At 74.7% G+C, this 25,870-nt stretch carries 20 protein-coding genes and 1 pseudogene; 6 read left to right on the forward strand and 15 right to left on the reverse strand.

Features of this window, described 5'->3' with window-relative positions:
* A pseudogene (locus ACYQBY_RS18520) lies at positions 1–202 on the forward strand (GTP cyclohydrolase); the annotation flags it as partial.
* An 11-nt stretch (positions 203–213) separates the two neighbouring features.
* Here ACYQBY_RS18520 and ACYQBY_RS18525 read toward each other — a convergent pair.
* A complete protein-coding gene (locus tag ACYQBY_RS18525) occupies positions 214–1,272 on the reverse strand; it encodes a LacI family DNA-binding transcriptional regulator (RefSeq protein ID WP_459645369.1) in 1,059 nt (352 codons plus the stop codon).
* Between the two features lie 217 nt (positions 1,273–1,489).
* Here ACYQBY_RS18525 and ACYQBY_RS18530 point away from each other — a divergent pair, with 217 nt between their 5' ends.
* A complete protein-coding gene (locus ACYQBY_RS18530; RefSeq protein WP_459645370.1) occupies positions 1,490–3,637 on the forward strand; it encodes an alpha-galactosidase in 2,148 nt (715 codons plus the stop codon).
* A 143-nt stretch (positions 3,638–3,780) separates the two neighbouring features.
* On the forward strand, positions 3,781–5,400 hold the full coding sequence (locus ACYQBY_RS18535) for a histidine kinase N-terminal 7TM domain-containing diguanylate cyclase (protein ID WP_459645371.1): 1,620 nt from the start codon (positions 3,781–3,783) through the stop codon (positions 5,398–5,400).
* 49 nt (positions 5,401–5,449) lie between these two features.
* On the opposite strand, the gene ACYQBY_RS18540 is transcribed toward ACYQBY_RS18535, so the two are convergent.
* The 6 genes from ACYQBY_RS18540 to ACYQBY_RS18565 all read right to left on the reverse strand — a co-directional run bounded on the left by ACYQBY_RS18540 (position 5,450) and on the right by ACYQBY_RS18565 (position 13,832).
* On the reverse strand, positions 5,450–7,993 hold the full coding sequence (locus tag ACYQBY_RS18540; protein WP_459645372.1) for a glycoside hydrolase family 2 protein: 2,544 nt from the start codon (positions 7,991–7,993) through the stop codon (positions 5,450–5,452).
* 224 nt (positions 7,994–8,217) lie between these two features.
* Complete coding sequence (locus tag ACYQBY_RS18545) at positions 8,218–9,150, reverse strand: ABC transporter ATP-binding protein (RefSeq protein ID WP_459645373.1); 933 nt, start codon at positions 9,148–9,150, stop codon at positions 8,218–8,220.
* Positions 9,147–10,046, reverse strand: a complete 900-nt coding sequence (locus ACYQBY_RS18550) for an ABC transporter ATP-binding protein (protein ID WP_459645374.1) — start codon at positions 10,044–10,046, stop codon at positions 9,147–9,149. The genes ACYQBY_RS18545 and ACYQBY_RS18550 overlap by 4 nt, the downstream gene beginning before the upstream one ends.
* Complete coding sequence (locus ACYQBY_RS18555) at positions 10,043–11,038, reverse strand: ABC transporter permease (RefSeq protein WP_459645375.1); 996 nt, start codon at positions 11,036–11,038, stop codon at positions 10,043–10,045. Before ACYQBY_RS18555 ends, ACYQBY_RS18550 begins: the two co-directional genes overlap by 4 nt.
* Before the next feature lie 13 nt (positions 11,039–11,051).
* Complete coding sequence (locus tag ACYQBY_RS18560) at positions 11,052–12,041, reverse strand: ABC transporter permease (protein WP_459645376.1); 990 nt, start codon at positions 12,039–12,041, stop codon at positions 11,052–11,054.
* Positions 12,042–12,134: 93 nt separating this feature from the next.
* Positions 12,135–13,832, reverse strand: a complete 1,698-nt coding sequence (locus ACYQBY_RS18565) for an ABC transporter substrate-binding protein (RefSeq protein WP_459645377.1) — start codon at positions 13,830–13,832, stop codon at positions 12,135–12,137.
* A gap of 650 nt (positions 13,833–14,482) precedes the next feature.
* Between ACYQBY_RS18565 and ACYQBY_RS18570 the strand changes: the two genes are divergently transcribed.
* From ACYQBY_RS18570 to ACYQBY_RS18580, 3 genes are all read left to right on the forward strand, one after another.
* Complete coding sequence (locus ACYQBY_RS18570; RefSeq protein ID WP_459645378.1) at positions 14,483–15,523, forward strand: LacI family DNA-binding transcriptional regulator; 1,041 nt, start codon at positions 14,483–14,485, stop codon at positions 15,521–15,523.
* Entirely contained in the window at positions 15,520–16,566 is a 1,047-nt protein-coding gene (locus ACYQBY_RS18575; protein WP_459645379.1) for an ROK family protein, read from the forward strand. The genes ACYQBY_RS18570 and ACYQBY_RS18575 overlap by 4 nt, the downstream gene beginning before the upstream one ends.
* A 611-nt stretch (positions 16,567–17,177) precedes the next feature.
* Complete coding sequence (locus ACYQBY_RS18580) at positions 17,178–17,420, forward strand: DUF3073 domain-containing protein (RefSeq protein ID WP_459645380.1); 243 nt, start codon at positions 17,178–17,180, stop codon at positions 17,418–17,420.
* Between the two features lie 68 nt (positions 17,421–17,488).
* On the opposite strand, the gene purM is transcribed toward ACYQBY_RS18580, so the two are convergent.
* The 8 genes from purM to ACYQBY_RS18620 all read right to left on the reverse strand — a co-directional run bounded on the left by purM (position 17,489) and on the right by ACYQBY_RS18620 (position 25,870).
* A complete protein-coding gene (gene purM / locus ACYQBY_RS18585; protein ID WP_459645381.1) occupies positions 17,489–18,601 on the reverse strand; it encodes a phosphoribosylformylglycinamidine cyclo-ligase in 1,113 nt (370 codons plus the stop codon).
* A complete protein-coding gene (gene purF / locus ACYQBY_RS18590; RefSeq protein WP_459645382.1) occupies positions 18,598–20,094 on the reverse strand; it encodes an amidophosphoribosyltransferase in 1,497 nt (498 codons plus the stop codon). Before purF ends, purM begins: the two co-directional genes overlap by 4 nt.
* Positions 20,095–20,170: 76 nt before the next feature.
* On the reverse strand, positions 20,171–20,563 hold the full coding sequence (locus tag ACYQBY_RS18595) for a hypothetical protein (RefSeq protein WP_459645383.1): 393 nt from the start codon (positions 20,561–20,563) through the stop codon (positions 20,171–20,173).
* Entirely contained in the window at positions 20,560–20,946 is a 387-nt protein-coding gene (locus ACYQBY_RS18600) for a sterol carrier family protein (protein WP_459645384.1), read from the reverse strand. The genes ACYQBY_RS18595 and ACYQBY_RS18600 overlap by 4 nt, the downstream gene beginning before the upstream one ends.
* A gap of 92 nt (positions 20,947–21,038) precedes the next feature.
* A complete protein-coding gene (locus tag ACYQBY_RS18605; RefSeq protein ID WP_459645385.1) occupies positions 21,039–22,100 on the reverse strand; it encodes a Gfo/Idh/MocA family protein in 1,062 nt (353 codons plus the stop codon).
* Positions 22,101–22,162: 62 nt separating this feature from the next.
* Positions 22,163–24,070, reverse strand: a complete 1,908-nt coding sequence (gene iolD, locus ACYQBY_RS18610; protein ID WP_459645386.1) for a 3D-(3,5/4)-trihydroxycyclohexane-1,2-dione acylhydrolase (decyclizing) — start codon at positions 24,068–24,070, stop codon at positions 22,163–22,165.
* Positions 24,067–24,981: a 5-deoxy-glucuronate isomerase gene (gene iolB / locus ACYQBY_RS18615; protein ID WP_459645387.1), complete on the reverse strand. Its 915-nt coding sequence runs from the start codon at positions 24,979–24,981 to the stop codon at positions 24,067–24,069. The genes iolD and iolB overlap by 4 nt, the downstream gene beginning before the upstream one ends.
* Positions 24,982–24,991: 10 nt before the next feature.
* The gene (locus ACYQBY_RS18620) at positions 24,992–25,870 is read right to left on the reverse strand and encodes a Cgl0159 family (beta/alpha)8-fold protein (protein ID WP_459645611.1); all 879 of its coding nucleotides are present in this window, start codon (positions 25,868–25,870) and stop codon (positions 24,992–24,994) included.

Here is a 25,870-nt window from a genome sequence, read left to right on the forward strand (position 1 = left end):
CGCCGCCCAGATGCTCCACACCCTCGGCGCCACCCGCATCACCCTGCTGAGCAACAACCCCGACAAAGCCACCCAGCTCAGCGCCCACGGCATCGACATCACCGCCCACACCCCCACCGGCGTCCACCTCACCGCCGCCAACAGCCGCTACCTGGCCACCAAACGCGACCACACGGCGCACACCATCGTGCTGCCCGCCTGAGGGCGGACCGCCTAGCCCTTCGCCGCCGCCCGGCGCGTCGTGCGCCGCCGCGCCGGGGCGGCTCCTGGTGGCGCGGAGCTGCCCCGGGCCAGCAGCTCGTGGGTGAACACCAGGTCCGGGGCGCGCTCCTGCCCGGAAACGCCCGCGAGCAGCCGCTCGGCCACGGCCGCGCCGTAGGCGACGACGTCGTGCCCCATGGCGGTCAGCGGGGGGTGCGTCACGCGGCACAGCGCCGAGTCGTCCCACGCCACCAGGCTCACGTCCCGGGGCACCTCCAGGCCCAGGCCGGCCACGGCCGACAGCCCCGCCACCGCCATGAGGTCGTTGTCGTAGACGACGGCGGTGGGGGCCTGCTCCCCCGCGAGCAGTTCCCGGGTGGCGCGGGCGCCGTCGTCGCCGGAGAAGTCGGTGTGCACGGTCGTCGCGGTCAGGCCCGCGCCCTCGACGGCCTCTGCGAACGCGCGGTCCCGGATCAGCGTGTGGCCGAGCTCGGGCAGGCCCGCGACGCGGGCGACCCTGCGGTGCCCGAGGACGGCGAGGTGGGCCACGATCTGCCGCATCGCGGCGGCGTCGTCGGTGCACACCGCCGGCAGGCCACCGGCCAGCGAGGGGTCGGCGACGACCACGACCGGCATGTCCATGCCCTGCAGCAGCGGGATGCGCGGGTCCTCCGCGCGGATGTCGGGGATGACCATGCCGTCCACCCGCCGCTCCGACCACCACTGCTGGTACGTGGCGGCCGCGGCCGCCACGTCGGGGACGACCTGCAGCAGCAGGGCGCAGGAGTGGGCGCTGAGGACGCTCTCGATGCCGGCGATGAACTCCATGTAGAACGGCTCGTGCCCGAGGGTCGAGGGGGTGCGCGTGACGACCAGGCCGATGGTGTCGGTGCGCGAGCCGGACAGCACGCGCGCCGCCCGGTTGGGGACCCACTCCAGCTCCGCGGCGATCCTGAGCACGCGCTCGCGGGTGGCGTCGGAGACCCCGGGGCGGTTGTTGAGCACGTAGGACACCGCACCCTTGGAGACCCCCGAGCGGCGGGCGATCTCGGCGATGGTGACGCGGCGCACGGCAGCTCCTGGAGGTGGGGCCGGGCGGGCCGGCCGGATCGGCGGGGCCGCCGGGGTCCACCCCTCGCTCACCCGGACGGTCGTGGGTCCGCAGCGTACTGCGGCCCCCACGGGGAGCGACGCCCTGGACCGGGTCCCGCGTGTCAGCTAGCCTCTCCCGGCCGCTTAACCGGTTCGGCGCGGCGATGCCCCCACCCCTCCCCCGCCTGGAGCACCCGTGACCTCGACCCCGCCACCCCTGCACCTGCGAGCGGGTGGCGTCAGCGTCGTGCTCGACGTACAGGCACCACCCGACGGCGGGCCCGCCGTCCTGCCCGCCGTCCTGCACTGGGGCGCCGACCTCGGCGACGTGGACGGGGACGTCCTGCGCGACCTGGCCCGCGAGGTGTCCCCGCTGCTGGAGAACACCACCGACGTGCCCGTGCGCGTGGGCCTCCTGCCCGAGCAGAGCAGCGGCTGGATGGGCACGCCCGGCCTGCTCGGCCACCGCGACGGCGACGCCTGGTCCACGCGGTTCACCGGCACCACCTGCGAGGTGGACGAGGGCGCCCGGCGCGTCGTGGTCCGCGCCGCCGACGCCGCCGCCGGGCTGGAGCTGGAGGTGGAGCTGGAACTGCTCGCCTCCGGGCTGCTGCGGACCCGGGCGGCGGTGACGAACACCGCCGGCACCCCCTTCGCCCTCGAGCAGCTCGCCCTGGCCCTGCCGGTGCCGCCCGTCGCCGGCGAGGTCCTCGACCAGACCGGGCGCTGGGCGCGGGAGCGCGCCCCGCAGCGGCGGGCGGTCACCGTCGGCACCCACCTGCGGGAGAACCGCCGCGGGCGCACCGGCGCCGACGCCGCCACCGTCCTGCTCGCCGGGGAGACCGGCTGCGGGTTCCGCTCCGGGCAGGTGTGGGGCCTGCACGTCGGTTTCAGCGGCAACCACCGCAGCGCCGTGGAGCGCACCGCCGCCGGTCGCACCCTGCTGTGGGGCGGGGAGCTGCTGCTGCCCGGGGAGGTGCGCCTGGAACCGGGCGGCACCTACCGCACCCCGGAGCTGTTCTGGACGTACGGCGACGGCCTGGACGACGCCGCCGCCCGCTTCCACGAGCACCTGCGCTCCCGCCCGCACCACCCGCGCGGCCCGCGCCCCGTCACCCTCAACACCTGGGAGGCCGTGTACTTCGACCACGACCTGGACCGGCTGCTGGAGCTCGCGGAGCGCGCCGCCGAGGTGGGCGCGGAACGCTACGTCCTCGACGACGGCTGGTTCCGGCACCGCCGCAGCGACGACGCCGGCCTCGGCGACTGGTACGTCGACGAGGGCGTGTGGCCCCACGGCCTGCACCCCCTGGTGGAGCGGGTGAAGGCGCTGGGCATGCAGTTCGGCCTCTGGTTCGAGCCGGAGATGGTGAACCCCGACTCCGACCTCGCGCGGGCGCACCCGGGGTGGATCCTGCAGACGGGCGGGCGGATGCCGCTGGAGGCCCGCCGCCAGCAGGTGCTCGACCTCGGCAACCCCGCCGCGTACGCGTACGTCCTGGAGCGGATCGGCTCCCTGGTCACCGAGTACGGCGTCGACTACCTCAAGTGGGACCACAACCGCGACCTCGTGGAGGCCGGGTCACCGCGGACGCGTTCCGCGGGCGTGCACGCGCAGACCCTCGCGGTGTACCGGCTCCTCGACGAGCTGCGCGCCGCGCACCCGGGCCTGGAGGTCGAGTCGTGCTCCTCCGGCGGCGCGCGCGTGGACCTGGGCATCCTGGAGCGCACGGACCGGGTGTGGGCCAGCGACTGCATCGACCCGCACGAGCGCCAGCAGATCCAGCGCTGGACGGCGCAGCTCCTGCCGCCGGAGCTGGTCGGCAGCCACGTCGGCGGCCCGCGCTCGCACACCACGGGCCGGTCCTCGACCCTGGCGTTCCGGGCGGCGACCGCGCTGTTCGGGCACTTCGGCGTCGAGTGGGACATCAGCCGCGCCTCCGACGCCGAGAGGGCCGAGCTCGCGCAGTGGGTGGCGCTGCACAAGCGGTTCCGCCCCCTGCTGCACTCCGGGCGCACCGTGCGGCTGGACTCCCCCGTCGCGGCGGTGCAGGGCCACGGGGTCGTGGCGCACGACGGCGGCGAGGCGCTGTTCTGCCTGCTCGTGCTGGACCGGCCGGACACCTGGCCGCCGGGGCCGGTGCGCCTGCCGGGCCTGGAGCCCGGCCGGCGCTACCGGCTGCGGGCGGTGGGCCCGGCCGCGGCGCTGGGCACGAACAACGACGCCCCGGCGTGGCAGCGCGGCGAGCTGGTCGCCACCGGCCGCACCCTCGCCGTCGTCGGGGTGCAGGTTCCCCCCATGCAGCCGGGCGGTGCCGCGCTGCTGCACGTCGAGGCCGTCTAGCCACGCCACCCGGCGCCGCGCGGGCGTGCTCGTCGTCCGTGCTCGTCGTCCGTGCTCGTCGTCCGTGCTCACGGCGCCGCCCGCACGTGCCGATGCTGGCACGGGGGCCCCGCCGGGGTCGCGACCGGGCGAGGGGGTGGCGGGTGGAGCACGTCGTGCTGCCCGCGTTCCTGCTGGCCACCGTGCTCTCCGCGGCCGTCGGCGCCACCGCGTGGCGCCGGCGCGGGCGGGTCCGTGCGGCCGACGCCCTGGCGGGCCTGATGGCGGCCGTCACGATCTGGTGCGCGGCCGCCGTCGCGCTGCGCGTCCCCTGGGCCGGGGAGGGCGTGCGGTACGTCGCCTGGTGGCTGACCTTCGCGTCGGTCAGCGGTGTGGGCATGACCGCCTGGTTCATGTGCCGCCACGTGGTCGACCCGGCGTGGCGGTCCACGTGGCGGTCGGTGGGCGCCCTGTGGGCGGTGCCCGCGCTGTGCCTGGCCGCCCTCGCGACGAACTCCTGGCACCACCTGGTGTTCCTCGACGCCTACGACGCGACGGGCGCGGCCCTGCCGCGGCGGTTCGGGCCGCTGCTGTGGCTCTACAGCGGGTACTGCTACCTGGTCAGCGCGCACGGCCTGTGGATGCTGTGGCGGGCGCGGCGCCGGGCCCCGTGGTACGAGCGCCGGCGGCTCACGAGCCTGCTGCTCGCGCCGGTGCCCCCGCTGGTCGTGGGATCCCTGGGCCTGTTCGCCGGCGACGTGCTGGGCGGACAGGACCACACACCCCTGGGGTTCGTGGTCAGCGGTCTGGTCTACGCGCACGCCCTGTTCCGGCAGGGGTTCCTGAGCGTCGCCCCGGTGGCGCGCACGCAGGTGCTGGAGAGGATCCCCGACGCGGTGACCGTCGTCGACGCCGGCGGCACGGTGGTCGACATGAACGCCGAGGCCCGCCGGATGATGTCGGTGCTGCACCCGGAGCTGCCCGGGGACCCGATCGGCCGGAGGGCGGAGGACATCTCCCCGGGCGTCATGCGGCCCCTGGGGCCGGGCGGCGAGTCGAACCGGACGCTGGAGGTCGCACCCGGCTGGCACGTCAGCGCCACCACCAGCCTGCTCACCGACGAGCGCGGCCGGGACCTCGGCCGCGTCGTGGTGCTGCGGGACGTCTCGGAGCTGGTGGAGCAGCGGGCGGAGCTGCTGCGGCAGCAGGCGGAGCTGGCGGAGGCCAACGCGCGCCTGGAGGAGCAGCTGCGGGAGAACGAGGAGCTGCGGCTGCGGCTGGCGGAGGAGGCGGTGCGCGATCCCCTCACCGGGACCCGCAACCGGCGCTGGCTGGACGCGACCCTGCCCGCGGCGCTCGACGCCGCGGGCCGCACCGGCTCCCCGCTGTCGCTGCTGGTCGTGGACGTGGACCACTTCAAGGCGGTGAACGACACCCACGGGCACGAGACGGGCGACCGGGTGCTGCAGGCGGTGGCGCGGGAGCTGGCGGGGGCGGTGCGCAGCGGTGACGAGGTGGCCCGGCTCGGCGGGGAGGAGTTCGTGGTGCTCCTGCCGGGCTCCGGCGCCGTCGAGGCCGCCGAGCGCGCGGAGGAGCTGCGCCGCCGGTGCGCGCGGTTGCGGACGCGCTCGCGCGACGGGGCGGTGGTGCGGGTGACCGTGTCGATCGGGGTCGCCACCGCACCGCCGGACGGCCGGCACCCCGATGCGCTGCTGGCCGCCGCGGACGGGGCGCTGTACGCGGCCAAGCGGTCCGGCCGCGACCGGGTGGTGGCGGCGGGTTGAGGCCCGCGCCCCGCGCCCGGTGATCCGGACGCGGGGCGCGGGGGTCTGGTCAGCCCACCAGGTCGTTGGCGCTGCGCAGGACCGGCGCAGCCGCCAGGGCGGTGGGGTCGGCCAGCTCCGGGGAGGTGACCGTGAAGGTGTGGCTCTGGCCCGCGACGAGCGTCACGAGGCCGGAGTCCACCCGGGCGGTGGCGTCGAGCCGGTCCGGGAACAGCGACACGTCCTTCACCAGGGCGAGGGCGGTGACGCGCACGTCGTAGCCGGCCGCGGTGCGGGTGACCTCGACGTCCAGCCCGTTGCCCGGCTCCACGAGCCGCAGGGCGGTGTCCTCCGCGAACCACCAGAACGCCGGCTCCGCGCCCGCGGGGGTGGTGACGTGCAGGAACTCCGCCGCCGGGTCCGCCACGGCCAGCACGCCCTCCCCCAGGGGGGCGGTCACGGCCGAGCGGGGGCCGACCTCGACGCGCACGACCTGCTGCGCCAGGACGTCGCTGCCCGCGGCGGTGCTGCGCCGGGTGACGGTCAGGTCGGCGCTGAAGGCCTCGTCGCTGTCGTTGTGCACGACCACCGTGGGCACCCCCTCGCGGGGCTGGACGGTGACCAGGCGGTCCGCGAACACCCGCCGCAGCGCGTGCCACAGGGGCTTGCGGATGCCGGCGCTGTCGACGGCGGCCCAGGAGACGACGGGCCACTCGTCGTTGAGCTGCCACACGACCGCGCCGGTGTTGTGCGGGAACAGGCTGCGGAAGTGCTCGATGCCGAAGGCGATGGCGCGGGCCTGGTTGAGCTGGGTCGCCCAGTGCCACCCGTCGATGTCGCGCCACCTCGGCAGGTGCTTCCCGAGGCCGCGCTCCAGCTTGAGGTTGCCCTCGTGGGCCTTCTGGTGGACGAGCATCTGCGGCCCGTAGGGGTCGAGGGGCTCGTCGTGGACGACGGAGGCGAGGGTGGACCAGGCGGGGGGGCCCTGGAAGCCGAACTCCGAGACGAACCGCGGGGTGTAGCTGCGGTAGACGTCGTAGTCCACCTGGTTCCAGACGTCCCAGATGTGCATCGTGCCGTGGTTCTGGTCGTTGGGGTGCAGGAACTCGGAGTAGGAGAACGGGCTGCCCGCCGAGTAGGGGGTGCGCGGGTCCAGCTCGGCGACGATGCTCGGCAGCAGGTCGAAGTAGTACCCGGCACCCCAGGTGCGACCGGCCAGCGGCGCGCGCCACTTCCAGTCGACGTAGCCCCAGATGTTCTCGTTGCAGCCGTTCCACAGCGCGAGGCTGGCGTGCCGGCTCAGGCGGGTGACGGCCTCGCGGGCCTCGGCCTCGACCTCCGAGCGCAGGGGCTCCTCCTCCGAGTACGCCGCGCACGCGAAGAGGAAGTCCTGCCACACCAGGACGCCGAGCTCGTCGCAGAGGTCGTAGAAGTCCTCGCTCTCGTAGATCCCGCCGCCCCAGACGCGCAGCAGGTTCATGTTGCCGTCCACGGCGTCGCGGATGCTGCGCTCGTAGGCGGCGCGGTCGATGCGCGGCAGGAACGGGTCGTCGGGGATCCAGTTGGCGCCGCGCACGTAGACGGGCCGGTCGTTCACGGAGACGGTGAACGGGCTGCCGGCGTCGTCGGGGGCGGTGTCGACGGTGACGGTGCGGAAGCCGACGCGCGCGGACCACCCCTCGGTGCCGGCACCGCTCGCGAGCGTCACGGTGACGTCGTGCAGGTTCTGCTCCCCGTACCCGCGGGGCCACCAGAGGGCGACGTCCTCGACGCGGACGGGCACGACGACGGAGGCCTGCCCGGCCTCGGCGCTCGCCTCGGCGGTGCGCCCGGCGACCCCGACGGCGACGGTCGCGGTGCCGGTGGCGCCCTCGACCCAGGCCAGGTCGACGTGGGCGGTGAGGACGCCGGTGGTGCCCTCGACGGTGGCCAGGGGGCGGACGGCGGCGATGCGCACCGCGTCGTAGGACTGCAGGGACAGCGAGCGCCAGATGCCGACGGTGGCGACGTCGATGCCCCAGTCCCAGCCGTGGTTGCTGGCGGTCTTGCGGATCGCGTTGTACGGGTGGTGGTTCACGTGGGGGCGCGGGCCGAGGAGCGCGGAGAGGCGCTCGGCGGCGTCGACGGTCGCCTCGAACTCGACCTCGACCTCGTTGTCGCCCTCGCGCAGCAGGGCGGTGACGTCGAAGCGGTGGGTGCGGTTCTGGTTGGCGGCCCGGCCGACCTCGGTGCCGTTGAGGCGCACGACGGCGACGGTGTCCAGGCCCTCGGCGACGAGGTCCTGGCGGGCGCGCCCGTCGGCGGACCAGGGGAACGTCGCCCGGTAGACCCAGGAGGTGCGCCCGATCCACGCCAGCAGGGCCTCGTTGTCCCCGTCGAACGGGTCGGGGATCAGCCCGGCGGAGAGCAGGTCGGTGTGCACCACACCGGGCACGGTGGCGGGCACGGGGGCGGCGAGGAGCGCCGCGGACGCCTCGGGCACGGGGCCGGAGAGGGCCTGGACGGTCCACGCGAGACCCGCCGCGGTGTCCAGCGACGTCGTGGTGACCGGGGTCGCGGTCGGGGCGGGGCCAGTTCCCGCCTGGCTCGGCACGCTCAGGGCATCGGTCGTCACGATGCGGGCCTCTTTCTGGGTCGTGGTCTGGGTCGTGGTGTCGGTCGTGGTCCCCGGGGGGCCCGGCCGGCGGCGGGTCCGCGCCGCGCGCGGGTCGTGCCGCACGGGCTCCTGCAGAGGTCCGGCGGGAGGCACCGCTCCACGATACGGCGCCGGCACCGCGGAGCTGAACCGGTTCTGCGGATCGGCGCCGAACGGCCCCCGCCGGGCGGGGGCCGTCCACGTCAGGCGCTCGCGCGCGCGGTTCCGCGCTGCTCGCCCGCGACCCGGGCCTGCGCCTCGTCGATGGTCTCCCACTTCCCGAGGAAGTGGTTGAAGCACACCGAGTTGTCGATCTTGGAGCGGTCCGGTGCCGTCTCGGAGGAGATGACCCGGCCCACCCGCTCGGGGTCCGGCGCGGCGAGGGCGAGGAGCTTGGTGTACTCGTGCTGCGGGTTGAGGATCACCTCGTCGGAGGGGCCCCGCTCCACCACCCGGCCGCGGTACAGGACGAGGATCTCGTCGGAGAAGTGCCGCGCGGTCGCGAGGTCGTGGGTGATGTAGAGCACCGCCAGGTTGTCCTCGCGCTGCAGCCGGCCGAGGAGGTTGAGCACCCCGAGGCGGATCGAGACGTCGAGCATGGAGACGGGCTCGTCGGCGATGAGCACCTGCGCACCCGGGGCGAGGGCCCGGGCGATCGCGACGCGCTGGCGCTGACCGCCGGACAGCTCGTGCGGACGGCGGGCGGCCATGACCTCGGCGGGGGTCAGGTTCACCCGCTCCAGCATCTCCACGACCCGCTGGTGCGTCTGCGCCCGCCCCTTCGTGCGGCCGTGGATGACCAGCGGCCGCGCGACGTGGTGCTCGATGGAGTGGAACGGGTTGAGCGAGGCGAACGGGTCCTGGAACACCATCTGCACGTGCCTGCGGTACACCGACCCGTGGACGGGGGTGCGGTCGTCGAGGCGCACGTCGATGGAGCCCGACGTGGGCTTCTCCAGGCGGGTCAGGAGCTTCGCGATGGTCGACTTGCCGGAGCCGGACTCCCCGACGAGGGCCACGGTGCGGCCGGGCAGCAGGCTGAAGCTGACCCGGTCGACGGCGCGCAGGTGGGTGCGCTTGAGGCCGTTGCGGATGGAGTAGTCCTTGACGAGGTTCGTCACCTCTGCACTGGTCACGCCTTCTCCTCGAACTCGTCGACGCCGGTGCGGATGAACGCACCGCGCTCGCCGCTCAGGCTCGGGAACGACCCGAGCAGCTTGCGGGTGTACGGGTGGGCGGCGTTGCGGTACAGGTTCTCCGCGGCGTCCAGCTCGACGATCTCGCCGCGCAGCATGACCGCGATGCGGTCGGAGATCTCCAGCAGCAGCGGCAGGTCGTGGGTGATGAAGATGACCGCGAAGTCCAGCTCGTCCTTCAGCCGGACGATCTCCCGCAGGATGTCCCGCTGCACGACCACGTCGAGCGCGGTCGTCGGCTCGTCCATGATCATGAGCTGGGGCTCGAGCAGCATGGCCATGGCGATCATCACGCGCTGGCGCATACCGCCCGACAGCTCGTGCGGGTAGGACTTCAGCCGGATCGGGTCCACGCCGACACGGGTGAGCACGTCCGCCGAGCGCTTGCGGCGAGCGGCCTTGTCCATGCCCGGCTGGTGGGCCCGCAGGGTGTCGTCGAGCTGGTAGCCGATGGTGCGCACCGGGTTGAGCGCGTTCATCGCGCCCTGGAACACCATGGACAGCTTCGACCAGCGGAAGCTGCGGAGCTGCTCGTCCTCCAGGGCCAGGACGTCGACGTCGTCGCCGTCGCGGTCGTGGAAGGTGATCGACCCCGAGGCGATGCGGGCCGGCGGCTGGTGCAGCCGGTTGACGGCGTACGCGAGGGTCGTCTTCCCGCAGCCGGACTCCCCCGCCAGGCCCAGGATCTCCCCGCGCCCGAGCTGGAAGCTCGCGTCCTTGACCGCCGTGACCGGCTTCTCGGTCTCGTAGACGACCGTGACGTCCCGCACGGTCAGGACCGGCTCGCGCCGGGGCCCGCGGAACGTGGGCCGCTCGTTCTCCAGGGTGGCGCTCATGCCGCAGCCGCCTTCTTCTCCGCCTTGGCCAGCTGGCGCGCCCGCTTGCTGTGCAGGCGCACGTTCTTCAGCTTGGGGTTGATGATCTCGTCGATCGAGAAGTTGATCAGCGCCAGGCCCATGCCGAACAGGGCGATGAGCAGGCCCGGCGGGACGAACCACCACCACGCGCCCAGCGGGAGCGCGAAGCCGTTCTGCGCGTAGAACAGCATGGTGCCGAGCGTCGAGGCGTTGGAGGCACCGAGGCCGAGGAAGGCCAGGCCCGCCTCGCCGAGGATCGCCGCGATGACCGCGAAGACGAACTGCGAGGCCAGCACCGGCAGCAGGTTCGGCAGGATCTCCACGGCGATGACCCGCCACGCACGCTCCCCGGAGACGCGGGAGGCCGAGACGTAGTCACGGCTGCGCACCGAGAGGGTCTGCGCGCGCAGGACGCGCGCCGCGCCGGCCCAGCTCGTGATGGCCAGCACGACCGCGATCGTCCACAGCCCGCGGCTCTCCCGCGGCACGAAGCCGGAGATCACGATGACCAGCGGCAGGCCGGGGATGACGAGGAAGACGTTCGAGAGGAGGGAGAACGCCTCGTCGGCGAAACCGCCGAGGTAGGCGCCGTAGATGCCGAAGAACGCGGACAGGACCGTGGCGATGATGCCGACGAGGAAGCCGATCTGCAGCGAGCCCCAGGTGGCGTGCGCGAGCTGGGCGAAGATGTCCTGGCCGGTCTGGGTCGTGCCCAGCCAGAGCTCGGACGACGGCGCCGACAGGCCGATGTCGCGGATCGCGTTCGGGTCGCCCACGAAGAAGCGGGCGAAGGTGCCGTAGAGGGTGATGCCGCCGACGAGGATGAGGCCGAGGGCGAGCCAGGGCGTCATCGTCGGCAGCATCAGGCGCCACGCGGGCTTCGGCTTCCCGCCGTGCTCCGCGTCGGCCGCGGCGAGGACCTCGGTGGAGTCCGCGACCGTGATCTCGGTCAGGGGCTGAATGTTCGTCATGGATCCTCCGCCCTCAGGCCTTGGCCCGCGTGCGCGGGTCGATGAGGCCGTACAGCAGGTCGACGACGAGGTTGGCGCCGAGCACGGCCAGGGTGATGTACAGGAAGACGCCCTGCATGAGCGCGTAGTCGTTGTTCGTCACGGCGCCGAGCAGGCGGTTGCCGATGCCCGGGTAGGAGAACACCTGCTCGGTGACGACCGAGCCGGAGACGACGAAGCCCAGGGAGATCGCGAAACCGGCGATCGAGGGCAGGACGGCGTTGCGCGCCGCGTAGTTGCGCATGACCCAGCTGCCGGGCAGGCCCTTGGCCCGGGCGGTGAGGACGTAGTCCTCCGACAGCGTCGAGCCCATCATGTTGCGCATCCCGAGCAGCCAGCCGCCGACGGAGGCGAGCACGATGGTGAGCGCCGGCAGGAAGCCGTAGTACAGCGCGGAGGAGATGAAGTCCGCGTTCCACCCCGGGTCGAGCACCACGTCGTACCCGCCCTGGCTGGGGAACAGGCCGGCCTTGCGGGAGAGGAAGTACACCAGCACCAGGGACAGCCAGAAGTACGGCACCGCGGCCAGCAGGGTGGTCGCGGGCACGAGGGAGTCGAGCCAGGACCCCGGGCGCCAGCCCACGAACGCGCCGAGCGCGACGCCGAGCACCGCGGCCAGGGTGGTGGCCAGGCCGATGAGGATGATGGTCCACGGCATGGAGGCGCCGATGACCTCGCTCACCGGGGCCGGGTAGTAGCTGACCGAGGTCCCCAGGTCGCCGCGCGCCAGGTTCCGCAGGTAGGTCCAGTACTGGGAGAGCAGCGAGGCGTCCGAGTCGCCGCCCAGCATGGCCTCCACGGCGGCCCGGGTGGCCGGGGTGATCTGGCCGCCGCGGCCGGCGAGCTTGGCGAGCAGGATGTCGACGGGGTCACCGGGGAGCATCCGCGGGATGGCGAAGTTGAGGGTGATCGCCGCCCAGGCGGCCACCGCGTAGAAACCGAGCTTTCGAAGGACGTAGTTCACGGCTGCACCTGTTCCCTGTCTGCCGTCGGGTCGGGAGGATGACGTCGGGCCGGGCACCCCGCTCTGGCTCGCGGGGTGCCCGGCCCGGGCGCGTCAGCTGCCGGCCGGCTTGAGGGTCTTGAAGATCTCGGCGGCGTCGATGCGCGACCAGACGGCGGGGAAGGCGTACTGGTTGTCGTCGGTCGGCCAGCCGGTGAACTTCTTGACGTTCCAGATGCTCGTCGTGCCACCGGTGAGGATGGGGATGTACGGCATGTCGGCGTAGAGCGCCGTCTGGATCGTGTCGAAGTGCGGCTTGCGCTCGGCCTCGGCCTCCAGCGGCAGGCCCTTCAGCGCGTCGACGGCGGCGTCGACCTGCGGGTTGGAGTACCGGGCGTAGTTGTTGCCGGACGTCTCGCCCACGGGCTTGGTCTGCGCGGTGACGAAGAAGTAGTTGTAGACGTAGTACGGGTCGGCGGCCGGCCCCTGGTAGAGGGAGTCGATGGCGAGCTGGAAGTTGCCCTTGGTGCGCTTGTCGGTCCACTCGTTCCAGGACGACTGGGCGCCCTCGAGCTGGATGCCGGCCTTCTTCGCCTGCTCGGAGATCGTCTGGATGGCCGTGATGTAGTCGGTCCAGCCGGTGACGACCTCGATGGTGAGCTTGAGCTTCTCGCCGTTCTTCTCGTAGATGCCGTCCGCGCCCTTGGTCCAGCCGGCGCCCGTGAGGAGCTGGTCGGACTTCGCGGCGTCGGCCTTGTCCGGGGCGATCTTCGGCTCGACCGCGTCGGAGATGAACTCCTCCTGCGTGTCGGTGAGCGCGAAGCTCGGGGAGATCGGGGAGGCCGTCTTCTCGAACGCGAGCTGGTTGAGCTGCGTGCGGTCGATCGCGTAGAAGATCGCCTGGCGGACGGCCGGGTCGGTCTGCGGGCCCTTGCAGCCGAGGGCGGGGTTGGCGCAGGTCGCCAGGACCATCTGGTTCTGGGCGGCCGTGCCCTTGTCGTAGTTCGGGAAGTTCTTGCTGACGTTCTGGATGTCCGGGATGGGGCCGGTCTGCCAGTCGATGGTGCCGGCGGCGATGGCGTCGGCGCCGGCCTGGTTGCCGGAGAGCGCGGGGAAGCGGATCGTCTTGATCGCCGGCGCGCCGCCCCAGTAGTCCTCGTTCGCGACGAGGGTGAAGGCCTGCGCCTTGAAGTCGCCGAACTTGAAGGCGCCGGTGCCGATCGGCTTCTCGATGGCGTCCTTCGCCGGGTCCGCGATCTTGCTCCAGATGTGCTCGGGCACGATGAACGTCTGGCTGATGATGTCGGGGCCCTGGGTGAAGGCGGGCGTGGGCCACGTGAACACGACGGTGGTGTCGTCGGTCGCGGTGACCTCGGCGTCGAAGCCCGAGTTGTTGAGGGCCTCGTTCTCCTTGATCATGTTGAACGTGAAGGCGACGTCCTTCGCGGAGAAGGGCTGCCCGTCGTGCCACTTCACGCCCGAGCGGGTCTTGACGGTGAGCTCGGTGCCGTCCGCGTTCCACGCGAAGCTCTCGCCGAGGAGCGGCTTGGGCTCGCCCGGCTGCGCCTTGTTGATGAAGAACAGCACCTCGAAGATGGACGCGCGGCCCTGGATCTCGGAGGGGGAGAACGGGTTGAAGTTCGCCTGCCAGTCGCCGGCCTGGCCGGTGTAGGCGACCAGGGTGGCGCCGCTGTTGCCCGGCGCCTGGCCGCTTCCGGAGCTGCCGCAGGCGGTGAGGAGGACGGTTGCTCCGGTCAGTGCTGCGGCGACGGCGAGGCCACGGCGGCGACGGGTGGAGGACTGCGAGTTCATGGGGACCCCTCGATCGTGATGTCACAGCTTTGTGATCACTGCGCTGGAACGCGCTGACTGGAACCGGAGAGCGGCGGACCGCCACCTCTCCTCAGGTGCCTGAAAAGCAACTATACCGGTTAAGCAGAGCCTTCGACCGGCTTTCCCCGAGCCCGGGGTACCGCCACAGCCACCCACCCCGGCAGGAGCCGCGCACCGCGCCGGGCGGCCCGCCCGACCGCCACGCGGCCGGGAGCGGGCCGGCAGGAGCGGGGAGCACCCCGGCCACCACCGCCCTGCGCGGCAGCCGACCGGCCACGACCGCGGCGGGGATGACCCGCTGGCGCTCCGTCACGTCGGCTCCCGGTGCTGGTCGGGCGCGACCGGGTTCCCGGCCTCGCCGCACGGTGGTGGACCGCCACCGCCCACCCGGCCCCCTCGACGGGGCCGGCCGGTGCGGTTCCGATCCGGTGCCCGAAGCGTCGCCTGACATGACATCGGTGTCAAGAACCGGTTCAGGCAGAAGCTGGTCACAGCTTGGTAAAGCCTGCTGAGCAGGGACGACTTCGCGCTGAGGACTGGTCAAGTCCATGACATCGCTGTCATCCTGACCCGGCTCCCGGTGTCCCGGAGAGCCACACGACGACACGCAACGATGCGGAGAACCGACCGTGACCGAGGCGGGCAAGGCATCCTGGGGCGCGGAGACCCGCCCCACCCTGCGCCAGGTGGCGGAGCTCGCGGGGGTGAGCATCAAGACCGCCTCGCGCGCCCTCAACGGCGACGCCCACGTCCGCGAGGTCACCTCCCTGCGCGTGCGCACCGCCGCCGAGCAGCTCGGGTTCCGGCTCAACGGCCTGGCCCGGGAGCTGCGCCAGGGAGCACGCTCCACGATGGTGGGGCTCGTCATCGGCGACCTCGCCAACCCGTTCTACGCCCGGATCGCCCGCGGCGCCGAGCTCCTCCTGCGGCAGCACGACCTGCAGCTCGTGACGTGCAGCTCGGACGAGGACCCGGCGCTGGAGCGGGCCCTGGCGGAGGGGCTGGTGCAGCGCCGGGCACGCGCCCTGCTGATCGTGCCCGCGTCCGAGGACAACGCGTACCTCGAGGTGGAACGCCAGCACGGCATGCCGGTGGTCTTCCTGGACCGCCGGCCGGTGGGGATGTCCGCCGACTCCATCGTGCTGGACAACCGGCGCGGCGCCCGCACCGCCACCGAGCACCTGCTCGGGTTCGGCCACCGGCGCATCGGCCTGGTCGGGGACTTCTCCCGCCTCTCGACGCACCGGGAGCGCGCCGCCGGTTTCGTGGAGGCGTTGCGCGCCGCGGGGATCCGCGAGTGGCAGCGCTACCTGCGCAGCGAGTCCCACGACGAGGGCTCAGCCGAGCAGCTCACCAGGCAGCTGCTGGAACTGGCCGAACCCCCGACGGCGCTGTTCACCACAAACAACAGGAATACACTGGGCGCCCTGCGCGCCCTGCAGTCGCTCCCACCGGGGGTTCCCCGGCCGGCCCTCGTCGGTTTCGACGACTTCGCCCTCGCCGACGTCCTCGGCGTCAGCGTCGTCGCCCACGAACCCGAGGAGATGGGCCGCATCGGGGCGGAGTTCGCCCTGGCGCGCGCCGAGGGCCGACTGGCCGACGAGGCGTCGTCCGTCGTCCTGCCCACCCGTCTCGTCCCCCGCGGATCCGGAGAGGTTCCAGCACCATGACATCGACCGCCGCCCCTCCCCTCGCCGGGCACCCCGCCGGCTCCGCGGACGACCGGCCCGTCCTCGCGATCGACATCGGCGGCACCAAGTTCGCCGCCGCCCTCGTCGACGCGCACGGGCGGACCGGCGCCTACGACGTCGTCGCGACGCCCGTCTCGCCCGACGCCGAGGTGGTGTTCGCCGCCGTGGCGACGCTGCTGGACCGGGTCCTGCCGGCCGCCGGGGCCCGCGGCCCGTCCGGGATCGGCATCAGCTCCGCCGGGCCGGTGGACAGCGACCGCGCGCTCGTCAGCCCGGTGAACATCCGGGCCTGGCGCGACTTCCCGCTGGGCGAGCGCGTCGCGGAGCGCGTCGCCGGGCGGGTCGCGGAGGGCGGCGGGCGGGTCCCGGTCGTCCTGGCCGGCGACGGGATCTGCATGGCCATCGGCGAGCACTGGCTCGGCGCCGGCCGCGGCACCGACGCCATGCTCGGCGTCGTCTCCTCCACCGGGGTCGGCGGCGGGCTCGTCCTCGACGGCCACGTCCACGCCGGCGCCACCGCCAACGCCGGTCACATCGGCCACATCCCCGTCGACCTCGACGGCGAGGAGTGCCCCTGCGGCGGCAGGGGCTGCGTGGAGACGCTCGCCAGCGGGCCCTCGCTCGTCCGCTGGGCACGCCGGAGCGGCTGGGTCGCACCGGAAGGCGCCACCGCCAAGGACCTCGCCGCCGACGCGCGCGCCGGGGACGGCGTCGCCCGCGCCGCCTTCACCCGGGGCGGGCGCGCCCTCGGCGCCGCGTTCGTCGCCGCGAGCGGGCTGTGCGACCTCGACCGCGTGGTGGTCGGCGGCGGTGTCGCGCAGGCCGCCGACCTGCTCTTCCCCGCGATCGAGGCGGGGCTGGCGGAGTTCGCGGGGCTGGCGTTCATGCGCCGCACGGAGGTCGTGCCCGCCGAGCTGGGCGGCTCCGCCGGCCTGGTCGGCGCGGCCGCGCTGGTCCACCGCCCCGACCGCTACAGCCTGCGCCGCGGCGCCGGCACACCGGCGCCCTCCCCCGCCGGCTGAGCGCCACCACCACCCGGCGCCGGCGACCCCTGCCGCACCCCGGTGCCGGCGACCCCTGCCGCACCCGGGCGCCGGCGACCCCTGCCGCACCCCGGTGCCGGCGGCCCCTGCCGCACCGTGCGCCGCGAGCGGTCCCCGGCCGTCGCGCCGGCCGTCGCGCCGGGGCCCGGGACCACCGCGCCGGGCACCCGGTCGTGCCGCGGTGGCCGCAGGACGCGGACCCGCACGCCGCCCCGCACCCGGAGCGGGCGGCGCCCGTGGTGGTCGGCACCCACGACGTGGAGCCGCCGCCGCCGTGGTGCGCCCCGGCACGCCGGGCTCGCAGACGGCCCCTCGCCGGACGTGACGCCCGCACCGGCCGGTCCCGCTCACGCACCCGCCCGCACGCGGCCCGCGCCCGCGTTGCCGGGCTTCCCGGTGCGTGGTACGCATGCACTCATCCGCCCCGGTCCGGCGGGGACCGCCGGTTGCTGCCCCGAGCGGGTGTCTCAGCCGGACCGGAATGCCGGAACGCTCTGCGAACCTGTACCGTTGGCCCACGGAGAGATGACCAGGAAACTCCGGGGTTCGCCTGCGCCAGCCCCGGGTCGACGCGCGAGGGGGTCGACGCCATGGGGCGCGGCCGACAGAAGGCCAAGCAGACCAAGGTCGCCCGGCAGCTGAAGTACTTCAGCCCGGAGACCGACTACGACGCGCTCCAGCGCGAACTGCACGGGCCTGATCCATACAGCGCCTCCGCGCGCTCCGGATCCGGGGCGGAGGACGCCGGGGACGAGCAGGAGACCGCGGACGCCTGGGCCCGCTACACCGGGGACGACGACTACGAGGAGTGGGCGGCGAAGCGGCGGGCCTGACCGCTCCCGCCCCGGCTCCCCGGGGCCCGGAGAACACCTGCTCTGCCACGAGGGTCAGCACCACCGGCTCACCAGCCCGGGTGCTGACCCTCGAGCAGTGCCACTCCCCCGTCGACGCCCTTGGCGTTGCTCCGTCCGTCCCCGTCCCGCCGCGCACGGACCTCACCGCACACCCACGCGGGGACGCCCGCCGCCTCGACGTGGCGCTGGACGGCCTCCGCGGCCCCGGGCGCCACGACCGCGACCATCCCCACCCCGAGGTTCAGCGTGCGCTCCAGGTCCGCGGCCGGCACCCGGCCCAGGTCCCGGACGGTCGCGAAGACGGCGCCGGGCGTCCACGTCCCGCGGCGCACGACGGCGGTCAGGGGCGCCGGCAGGCAGCGCGCGAGGTTCGCGGCGAGCCCCCCGCCGGTGACGTGGGTCAGGGCGTGCACACCCTCCACCGCACCCAGCAGCTCCAGCACGGCGCGCGCGTAGACCCGCGTCGGCTCCAGCAGCTCCTCGCCGAGGGTCCGCCCGAACTCGTCGACGTGGCGCTCCAGCGACCAGCCCGCATCGGCCACCACCCGCCGCACCAGCGAGTAGCCGTTGGAGTGCAGGCCCGAGGACGCCAGGGCCACCAGGACGTCGCCCTCGCGCACCCGCTCGGCGCCCAGCAGCTCGTCGGCCTCCACGACACCTGTCACCGCGCCCGCGACGTCGTACTCGTCGGGGCCGAGCAGCCCCGGGTGCTCGGCGGTCTCCCCGCCGACCAGGGCCGTGCCGGCGTCCTCGCAGGCGCGGGCGATGCCGGCCACGATCGCCGCCATCCGCTCGGGCACCACCCGGCCGCACGCGATGTAGTCCGTCATGAACAGCGGCTTCGCGCCGCAGACCACGATGTCGTCGACGACCATGCCGACGAGGTCCGACCCGATCGTGTCGTGGCGGTCCATCGCCTGGGCGATCGCGACCTTCGTGCCGACGCCGTCGGTGCTCGTGGCGAGCAGCGGGCGGCGGTAGCCACGCAGGGCGCTGGCGTCGAAGAGCCCCGCGAAGCCGCCGAAGCCGCCCACGACCTGCGGGCCGTGGGTGCGGGCGACCGACGCCTTCATCAGCTCCACGGCGCGGTCGCCGGCCTCGACGTCCACCCCCGCGGCGGCGTAGGTCGTGCCCCCCGCCCCGGTGCCGGTCGCGGTCACGAGCGGGGCCCGACGGGCGTGATCGGCAGCATGGTGCGCTCCAGGGCGTGCTTGCCCAGACGCTCGACGTCGGGCAGCGGGACGGGGTAGATGCCGGTGAAGCACGCGGTGCACAGGCGGTCCGCGGGCTGCCGGGTGGCCTCGATCATGCCCTCCGTGGAGATGTACCCCAGGGAGTCGGCGCCGATGCTCGTGCAGACGTCCTGCACGCCCAGGCCGGTCGCGATGAGCTCGGCGCGGGTGGCGAAGTCGATGCCGTAGAAGCACGGCCACGTCACCGGCGGGGAGGAGATCCGCACGTGCACCTCCGCGGCGCCGGCCTCGCGCAGCATGCGGACCAGCGCGCGCTGGGTGTTGCCGCGCACGATGGAGTCGTCCACCACGACCAGCCGCTTGCCGTGGACGACGCTCTTGAGCGGGTTGAGCTTCAGGCGGATGCCGAGCTGGCGGATCGTCTGGCTGGGCTGGATGAAGGTGCGCCCGACGTAGGCGTTCTTCACCATGCCCTGCCCGTACGGGATCCCGGACTCCTCCGCGTAGCCGATCGCGGCCGGGGTGCCGGACTCGGGCGTCGGGATGACGAGGTCGGCCTCGACGGGGTGCTCCCGGGCCAGGGCCCGCCCCATCTCGACGCGGGCCTCCTGCACGACGCGGCCGGCGATCGTCGTGTCGGGCCGGGCGAGGTACACGTACTCGAAGACGCAGCCCTTCGGCCTGGCCTCGGCGAAGCGCCGCGAGCGCAGCCCGTCGGCGTCGACGACGACCATCTCGCCGGGCTCGATTTCCCGGACGTAGCTCGCGCCGACGATGTCCAGGGCCGCGGTCTCGCTGGCCACGACCCAGCCGCGCTCCAGGCGGCCCAGCACGAGCGGGCGGATGCCCTGCGGGTCGCGCGCCGCGTAGAGGGTGTGCTCGTCCATGAAGACGAAGCAGAACGCGCCCTCCAGCAGGGGCAGGACCTCCAGGGCGGTGGCCTCGAGGGTGTGGTCGGGGTCCCCGGCCATCAGCGCGGTCACCAGCGCGGTGTCGGTGGTGTTGCCGTGCTTCAGCTCCCCCTCGACGGTGCCGCCGTTGCGCCGGGCGAGCATCTCGCGCAGCGCGAAGGAGTTGGTGAGGTTGCCGTTGTGGGCCAGGGCGATCGTGCCGCTGGCGGTGGCGCCGAGGGTGGGCTGGGCGTTCTCCCAGGTGCTGCCACCGGTGGTGGAGTACCGGGCGTGACCGACGGCCACGTGCCCCTGCAGGGTCTGCAGGGAGCGCTCGTCGAACACCTGGGAGACCAGACCGGTGTCCTTGTAGACGAGGATCTGGCTGCCGTTGCTGACGGCGATGCCGGCCGCTTCCTGCCCCCGGTGCTGCAGGGCGTACAGGCCGTAGAAGGTGAGTTTGGAGACGTCCTCGCCGGGAGCCCAGACCCCGAAGACGCCACACGCGTCCTGGGGGCCCTTCTCGCCGGGGAGGAGGTCGTGGTTCAGACGTCCGTCACCGCGGGCCACGGCACGAGTCTCCCACAGCCGCGCCCCTGCGCGATCCGCAGCGGCGGGCCGCCCCCCGGCCGGAGCAGCCCACCGCTCAGCGGCGGCGCTCCAGCAGGACGGCGACGAGCCCGCCGAGCACGGCGCCCACGAGGCCGAGCGCGACGGCGAGGTAGCCGAACAGGGCCAGGCGCGAGTAGCCGCCGCTCGGCGTGGCCAGCGCCGCGACGAGGGCGGAGACCACGAGCGCCGCGAGCAGGCCGGTCAGCACGAAGGCCCCGTAGCGCGGCGCGCGGCGCAGCCGCACCGGGCGCCCGGCCGGCACCCCCGCGCCGTCCACCGGCGCGCCGGCGGGTCCGGGGGCGGGTTCCGCTGCGGCCCCTTGCCCGGCGGGGCGCTCGAGCCCGGGCCCGGCTCCCGGCCGGTGCTCGGGCCGGTGCCCGGATCCGGGCTCGGATCCGGGCTCGGGGGGGCGGGGCGGCTCGGTCACGGTCCGACCGTAGGGGACGGCGGGCGCTCCACCACGGGCAGGAGGGCGCCGAGGTCGGCGCGCGCCCCGCTGGCCACGAGCGAGCCCTCGGCGGCGGCCTCGGCGAACGTCACCTCGCCCACCGCGAGCCGCAGCCACGTCCGCGGGTCGGTCTCCACGACGTTCGGCGGGGTGCCCCGGGTGTGCCGGGGACCCTCGACGCACTGCACCGCCCCGAAGGGCGGCACCCGCACCTCCACGCTGCCCCCGGGAGCGCGCGCGGCGAGCTCCTCCAGGGTCCAGCGCACGGCCGCGGCCAGCTCCGCGCGGGCGGGATCGCCGGCCAGCGCGCGGGCGAGCCCCGCGCGGCCCTCGGCGGGGTCGGTGCGGCGGCGGGGTGGCACCCCGGCATCGTGCCACCCGGCGCGCCCGGCGGCACCGCGGCCGCGGTGCCGCCGGGCTCCGGGGCTCCCGGGCTCCCGGGCTCCGGGGCTCCTCAGGAACCCAGCGCCACCTCGACCCGCTCACCGGTGCGCAGGGAGCGCACCCCCGCGGCGCAGACGGCGGCGGCGGCGTACCCGTCCCACGCGCCCGGGCCGTCGGTGGTGCCGCGGCGCACCGCGTCCACCCAGCGCTGCACCTCCACGTCGTACGCCGTCGCGAACCGCTCCCGGTAGTCGGCCGGGACGGCGCCGCCCCAGGCGCCCGCCGCCCGCCGCACCAGCCCCGCACCGGGGCCGCCGGCGAGGCCGATCGTGGCCGTGCCGCGCTCGGCGACCAGCTCGGCGCGCACCTCGTAGCCGTACACGGCGTTCACGAAGACCTCCACGTCGACCAGCGCGCCGCCCGCCGTCTCCAGCAGCACGAACTGCGGGTCCTGCAGCCCCTGCGGCGCGGTGCCCGAGGGACGCGGCCGCCGCACCGTGACGGCCGTGACCTCCTCGCCCAGCAGGTACCGCGCGATGTCGACCTCGTGCACGAGGGAGTCCAGGACGAGCATCTCGCTGGTGAAGTTCGGCGGGGTGGCCGCGTTGCGGTGCACGCAGTGCAGGAACAGGGGCCGGCCCAGCTCCCCGGCGACCACCAGCGCCCGCAGCCGCTCGTACTCGGGGTCGAAGCGGCGCATGAACCCCACCTGCACCAGGCGGCGGCCCAGCGCCTCCTCGGCGCGCACGATGCGCAGCGAGCTCTCCGGGGACGTCGTCAGCGGCTTCTCGCACAGCACCGGCAGGCCGCGCTCCAGGCACGCCAGCACCAGGTCCTCGTGGGTGGCCGCGGGCGTGGCCACGACGACGGCGTCCACGTCCACACCGGAGATCACGTCGAACGGGTCCGCGACGGCGCGGGCGCCCAGCTCGTCGGCGACGGCCCGGGCCCGGGCGGCGTCCACGTCGGAGACCGCCACCAGCCGGGCGCCGGCGGTCGTGGTGCGCAGCCTGCGCGCGTGGTCCTGCCCCATCGTGCCGACGCCGAGGACGGCGACGCGCAGCTCCGGCGTCCCCTCCTGCGCCGGGCCGGCGCCCGCCCCGGCGGTCGCGGTGCTCGTCGGTGTCCCCATACCCGTTCCCCGTTCCTCGTCCTCCCGGCCCGCCGCCGGCGCACCCGCTGCCCGCGCAGCCCTCACAGCAGGGGCCGCTGCCGCGCCCTGTTCTTCTCGTACTCCGCGCGGGCCTCGCGGGTGGAGTGCACGTGCGACACCTCCGCGACCGGCACGTCCCACCAGCCGCCGCCGCGCGGCGCCTCCGAGCGCGGGTCGGTCTCGACGTGCACCACCGTCGTGACCTCCGCCGCCTTCGCCTCCCGCAGCGCCGCCACCAGCTCCGCGCGGGTCCGCGCCCGCAGCACCCGCACGCCCAGGCTGGCGGCGTTCGCGGCGAGGTCCACCGGCAGCGTGCCGCCGTCCAGCCTGCCCGTGGCCGGGTCGCGGTAGCGGTAACCCGTCCCGAACCGCTGCGAGCCCACCGACTCCGACAGGGCGCCGATGGAGGCGAAACCGTGGTTCTGCAGCAGCACCACGACGATCTTGACGTGCTCCTGCACGGCGGTCACGAGCTCGGTGGGCATCATCAGGTAGGAGCCGTCCCCCACCATGACGAACACGTCCCGGTCCGGCGCGGCCATCCGCACGCCGATCCCGCCGGGGATCTCGTAGCCCATGCAGGAGAACCCGTACTCCACGTGGTAGCCCTTCGGGTCCCGCGCCCGCCACATCGCGTGCAGGTCCCCGGGCAGCGAGCCGGCCGCGCACACCACGACGTCGCGCGGCGCGGCCACCTCGTCGACGGCACCGATCACCTCCGCCTGCGCGAGCAGGCCCGTGGCCTCCCCCGCGCCGGAGCGGTGGTACCGCTCCACCGTGGCGTCCCACTCCAGCGCCAGGCGCCGGCAGCGCTCCCGGTGCGCCGCGGGCAGGGAGAAACCGGCCAGGGCGGTGCGCAGCGCGTCGAGCGTCTCGCGGGCGTCGGCCCGCACCGCGAGCCCGGCGTGCTTGACGGTGTCCGGCCCGGCGACGTTGACGTTCACGAACCGCACCGCGGGGTTCTGGAACGCGCTGCGCGAGGCCGTGGTGAAGTCCGACCAGCGCGTGCCGACCCCGATCACCAGGTCCGCCCCGGCGGCGATCTCGTTGGCCGCGGTGGTGCCCGTGGCACCGACGGCACCCAGGCACGAGGGGTGGTCGTACGGCAGGGAACCCTTGCCCGCCTGCGTCTGCGCCACGGGGATCCCGGTGGCCTCGCACAGCTCGCGCAGCGCGTCCGTGGCGCGGGAGTAGATCACGCCGCCGCCCGTGACGAGCAGCGGGCTGCGCGCGGCGCGGACCAGCCCGGCCACCTCCGCCACCAGGGCGGGTTCCGGCACCGGCCTCGGGATGCGCCAGGTCCGCTCGGCGAACAGCTCCACCGGCCAGTCGTGCGCCTCGGCCTGCACGTCCTGCGGCAGCGCCACCACCGCCGCCCCCGTCTCGGCGGGATCGGTGAGGACGCGCAGCGCACCCAGCAGCGCCGCGGGGAGCTGCTCCGGGCGCCACACCCGGTCGAAGAACCGCGACAGCGGCCGGAACGCGTCGTTGACGGACACGTCGGGGCCGTGGGGCTGCTCCAGCTCCTGCAGCACCGGGGAGGCCACGCGGGTGGCGAAGACGTCACCGGGCAGCAGCAGCACGGGCAGCCGGTTCACCGTCGCCAGGGCCGCACCCGTCAGCATGTTCGTGCTGCCCGGCCCGATCGAGGCGGTGACCGCCAGGGTCTGCAACCGGTCGCGCTGGCGGGCGAAACCCACGGCGGTGTGCACCATCGCCTGCTCGTTGCGGCCGGTGGTGTACGGCAGCGGGGCGGGCGGGGCCCAGCCGTCGTCGGCGCCCAGCTCGGCCTCCAGCAGCGCCTGGCCCAGGCCCGCCACGTTGCCGTGGCCGAAGATGCCGAGGACGCCGGCGAAGAACGGCTGCCGCTCCCCGTCGCGCTCGGAGAACTGCGCCTGCAGGAACCGGACGGTGGCCTGGGCGACCGTCAGGCGGACGGTGGCGGTCACCGGTGGTCCCCCTCCGCGGCGGAGCCCCGGCCGGCGGTGAACGGCAGCCGGGGGTCGACCGCGGCACCCTCCCACCGCGCCCGCACCCAGCCGTGCGCGGGGTCGTCGCAGATCCGCCAGGCCCGCTCCTCCCCGGGGCCGGCCATCACGTTGAGGTAGTACATGTCGTAGCCGGGGACGGCCGTCGACGGGCCGTGCCAGCCGTGCGGGACGAGCACCACGTCCCCGGCGTGCACCTCCGCGAGGACGTCGACCGGGCGGTCGGGCTCGCCGTAGACCCGCTGGTAGCCGACGCCGCCGGGGACGGCCGGGGCGCCCGGCGGCGCCAGGGAGCGGAACTCGAAGTAGTAGACCTCCTCCAGCTCCGACTCCGACTCGCTCGTGCGGTCGTGGCGGTGCGGCGGGTAGGAGGACCAGTTCCCCGCCGGGGTCAGCACCTCACAGGCGATGAGGCGGTCCGCGCCGAACGCCTCCGGGGTGGCGAAGTTGTTCACCTGGCGGCTGCACGTGCCCGCGCCGCGCAGCTCCACCGGCACCGCGGAGGCGGGCTGGTGGCGGAACGGCAGCCGGCGCCGGGCCCGGGCGGCGGGCAGCGCGAACCGCCCGCCGGTGCCGCTGCGCACCACGACGTCCGCCTCGCGCGGCACGTACGCGAAGTCCGTCGGCCCCGCGAACGGGTCCGCCCGCCCGGCCAGGGAGAACTCCTGCCCGTCGCAGCCGACGGTGGCCGCGCCGGACAGGGGCAGCACGAGGACCTCGTCGGGGCCGGTGGCGAACCGCAGCTCCCCGCCGGGCGGCAGGGTGAACGTGCGCAGGCCGGAGAAACCCCAGCCGGCCGACTCCGGGGTCACGACCACGTCGAAACCTCCGGCCGCGGTCGACCCGGCGGGCAGGTGGAGCTGCGGTGTCACGGGAACCTCCTCAGCGGACCAGGGATGCGGCCGTGTCGACGGCCCCGGCCACGTCGTCGTCCTGCGGGAACAGCAGCGCGCGGCCCACCACGAGCCCGCGCACCGCCGGCAGCGCCAGCGCCGAGCGCCACGCCGCGTACGTCTCCTCCGGCGCGCCGGTGGGGTCGCCGCCGAGGAGCAGGGTGGGCAGCGTGGTGGCGTCCACCACCCGTTCCATCTCCGCCACCACGGGCAGTTTCAGCCAGGTGTGCGCCGACGTGCGCCCGAGGCCCTGCGCCACCGCCACCGAGCGGATCACGGCCTCCGGGGAGAGGTCGTTGCGGACCACGCCGCCCTCGCGCCGCGACCAGAACGGCTCGACCAGCGCGGTGAGGCCGCGGGCGGCCAGCGCGCCGACGGCGTCCGCGGCGGCGGTGAGGGTGTTCAGGGTTCCCGCCTCCTCCGGCGCGATGCGGACGAGGACCTTGCCGCCGTCGAGGCCGGCCTGCGCGATCGCCCCGGCGTCGTAGGCGGTGAGGCGGTCGTCGAGCTCGAACGCCGCGCCGTGCAGCCCACCGCGGTTCATGGAGCCGAGGACGACCTTGCCCTCCAGCGCGCCGAGCAGGGTGAGGTCCTCCACGAGGTCGGGCGTGCCGAGGAACCCGTCGACACCGGGGCGGGCCAGGGCCACCACGAGCCGGTCGAGCAGCTCGCGGCGGCTGCCCATCGCCAGGGGCTTCTCCCGCACCGCGAGCGCGCCGCGGGCGGGGTGGTCGGCGGCGAGGACGAGCAGCCGGCCGTCCGGCCCGAGCAGGGGCCGGCGCAGGCGGCGGCGCTGCGCCTCGGCGATGAGGTGCGGGGTGCGGGCGCGCACCTCGGTGAGCCCGGCGTGGTCGCGGGCGAAGGGCAC

Source organism: Kineococcus anabasis (assembly GCF_054590795.1).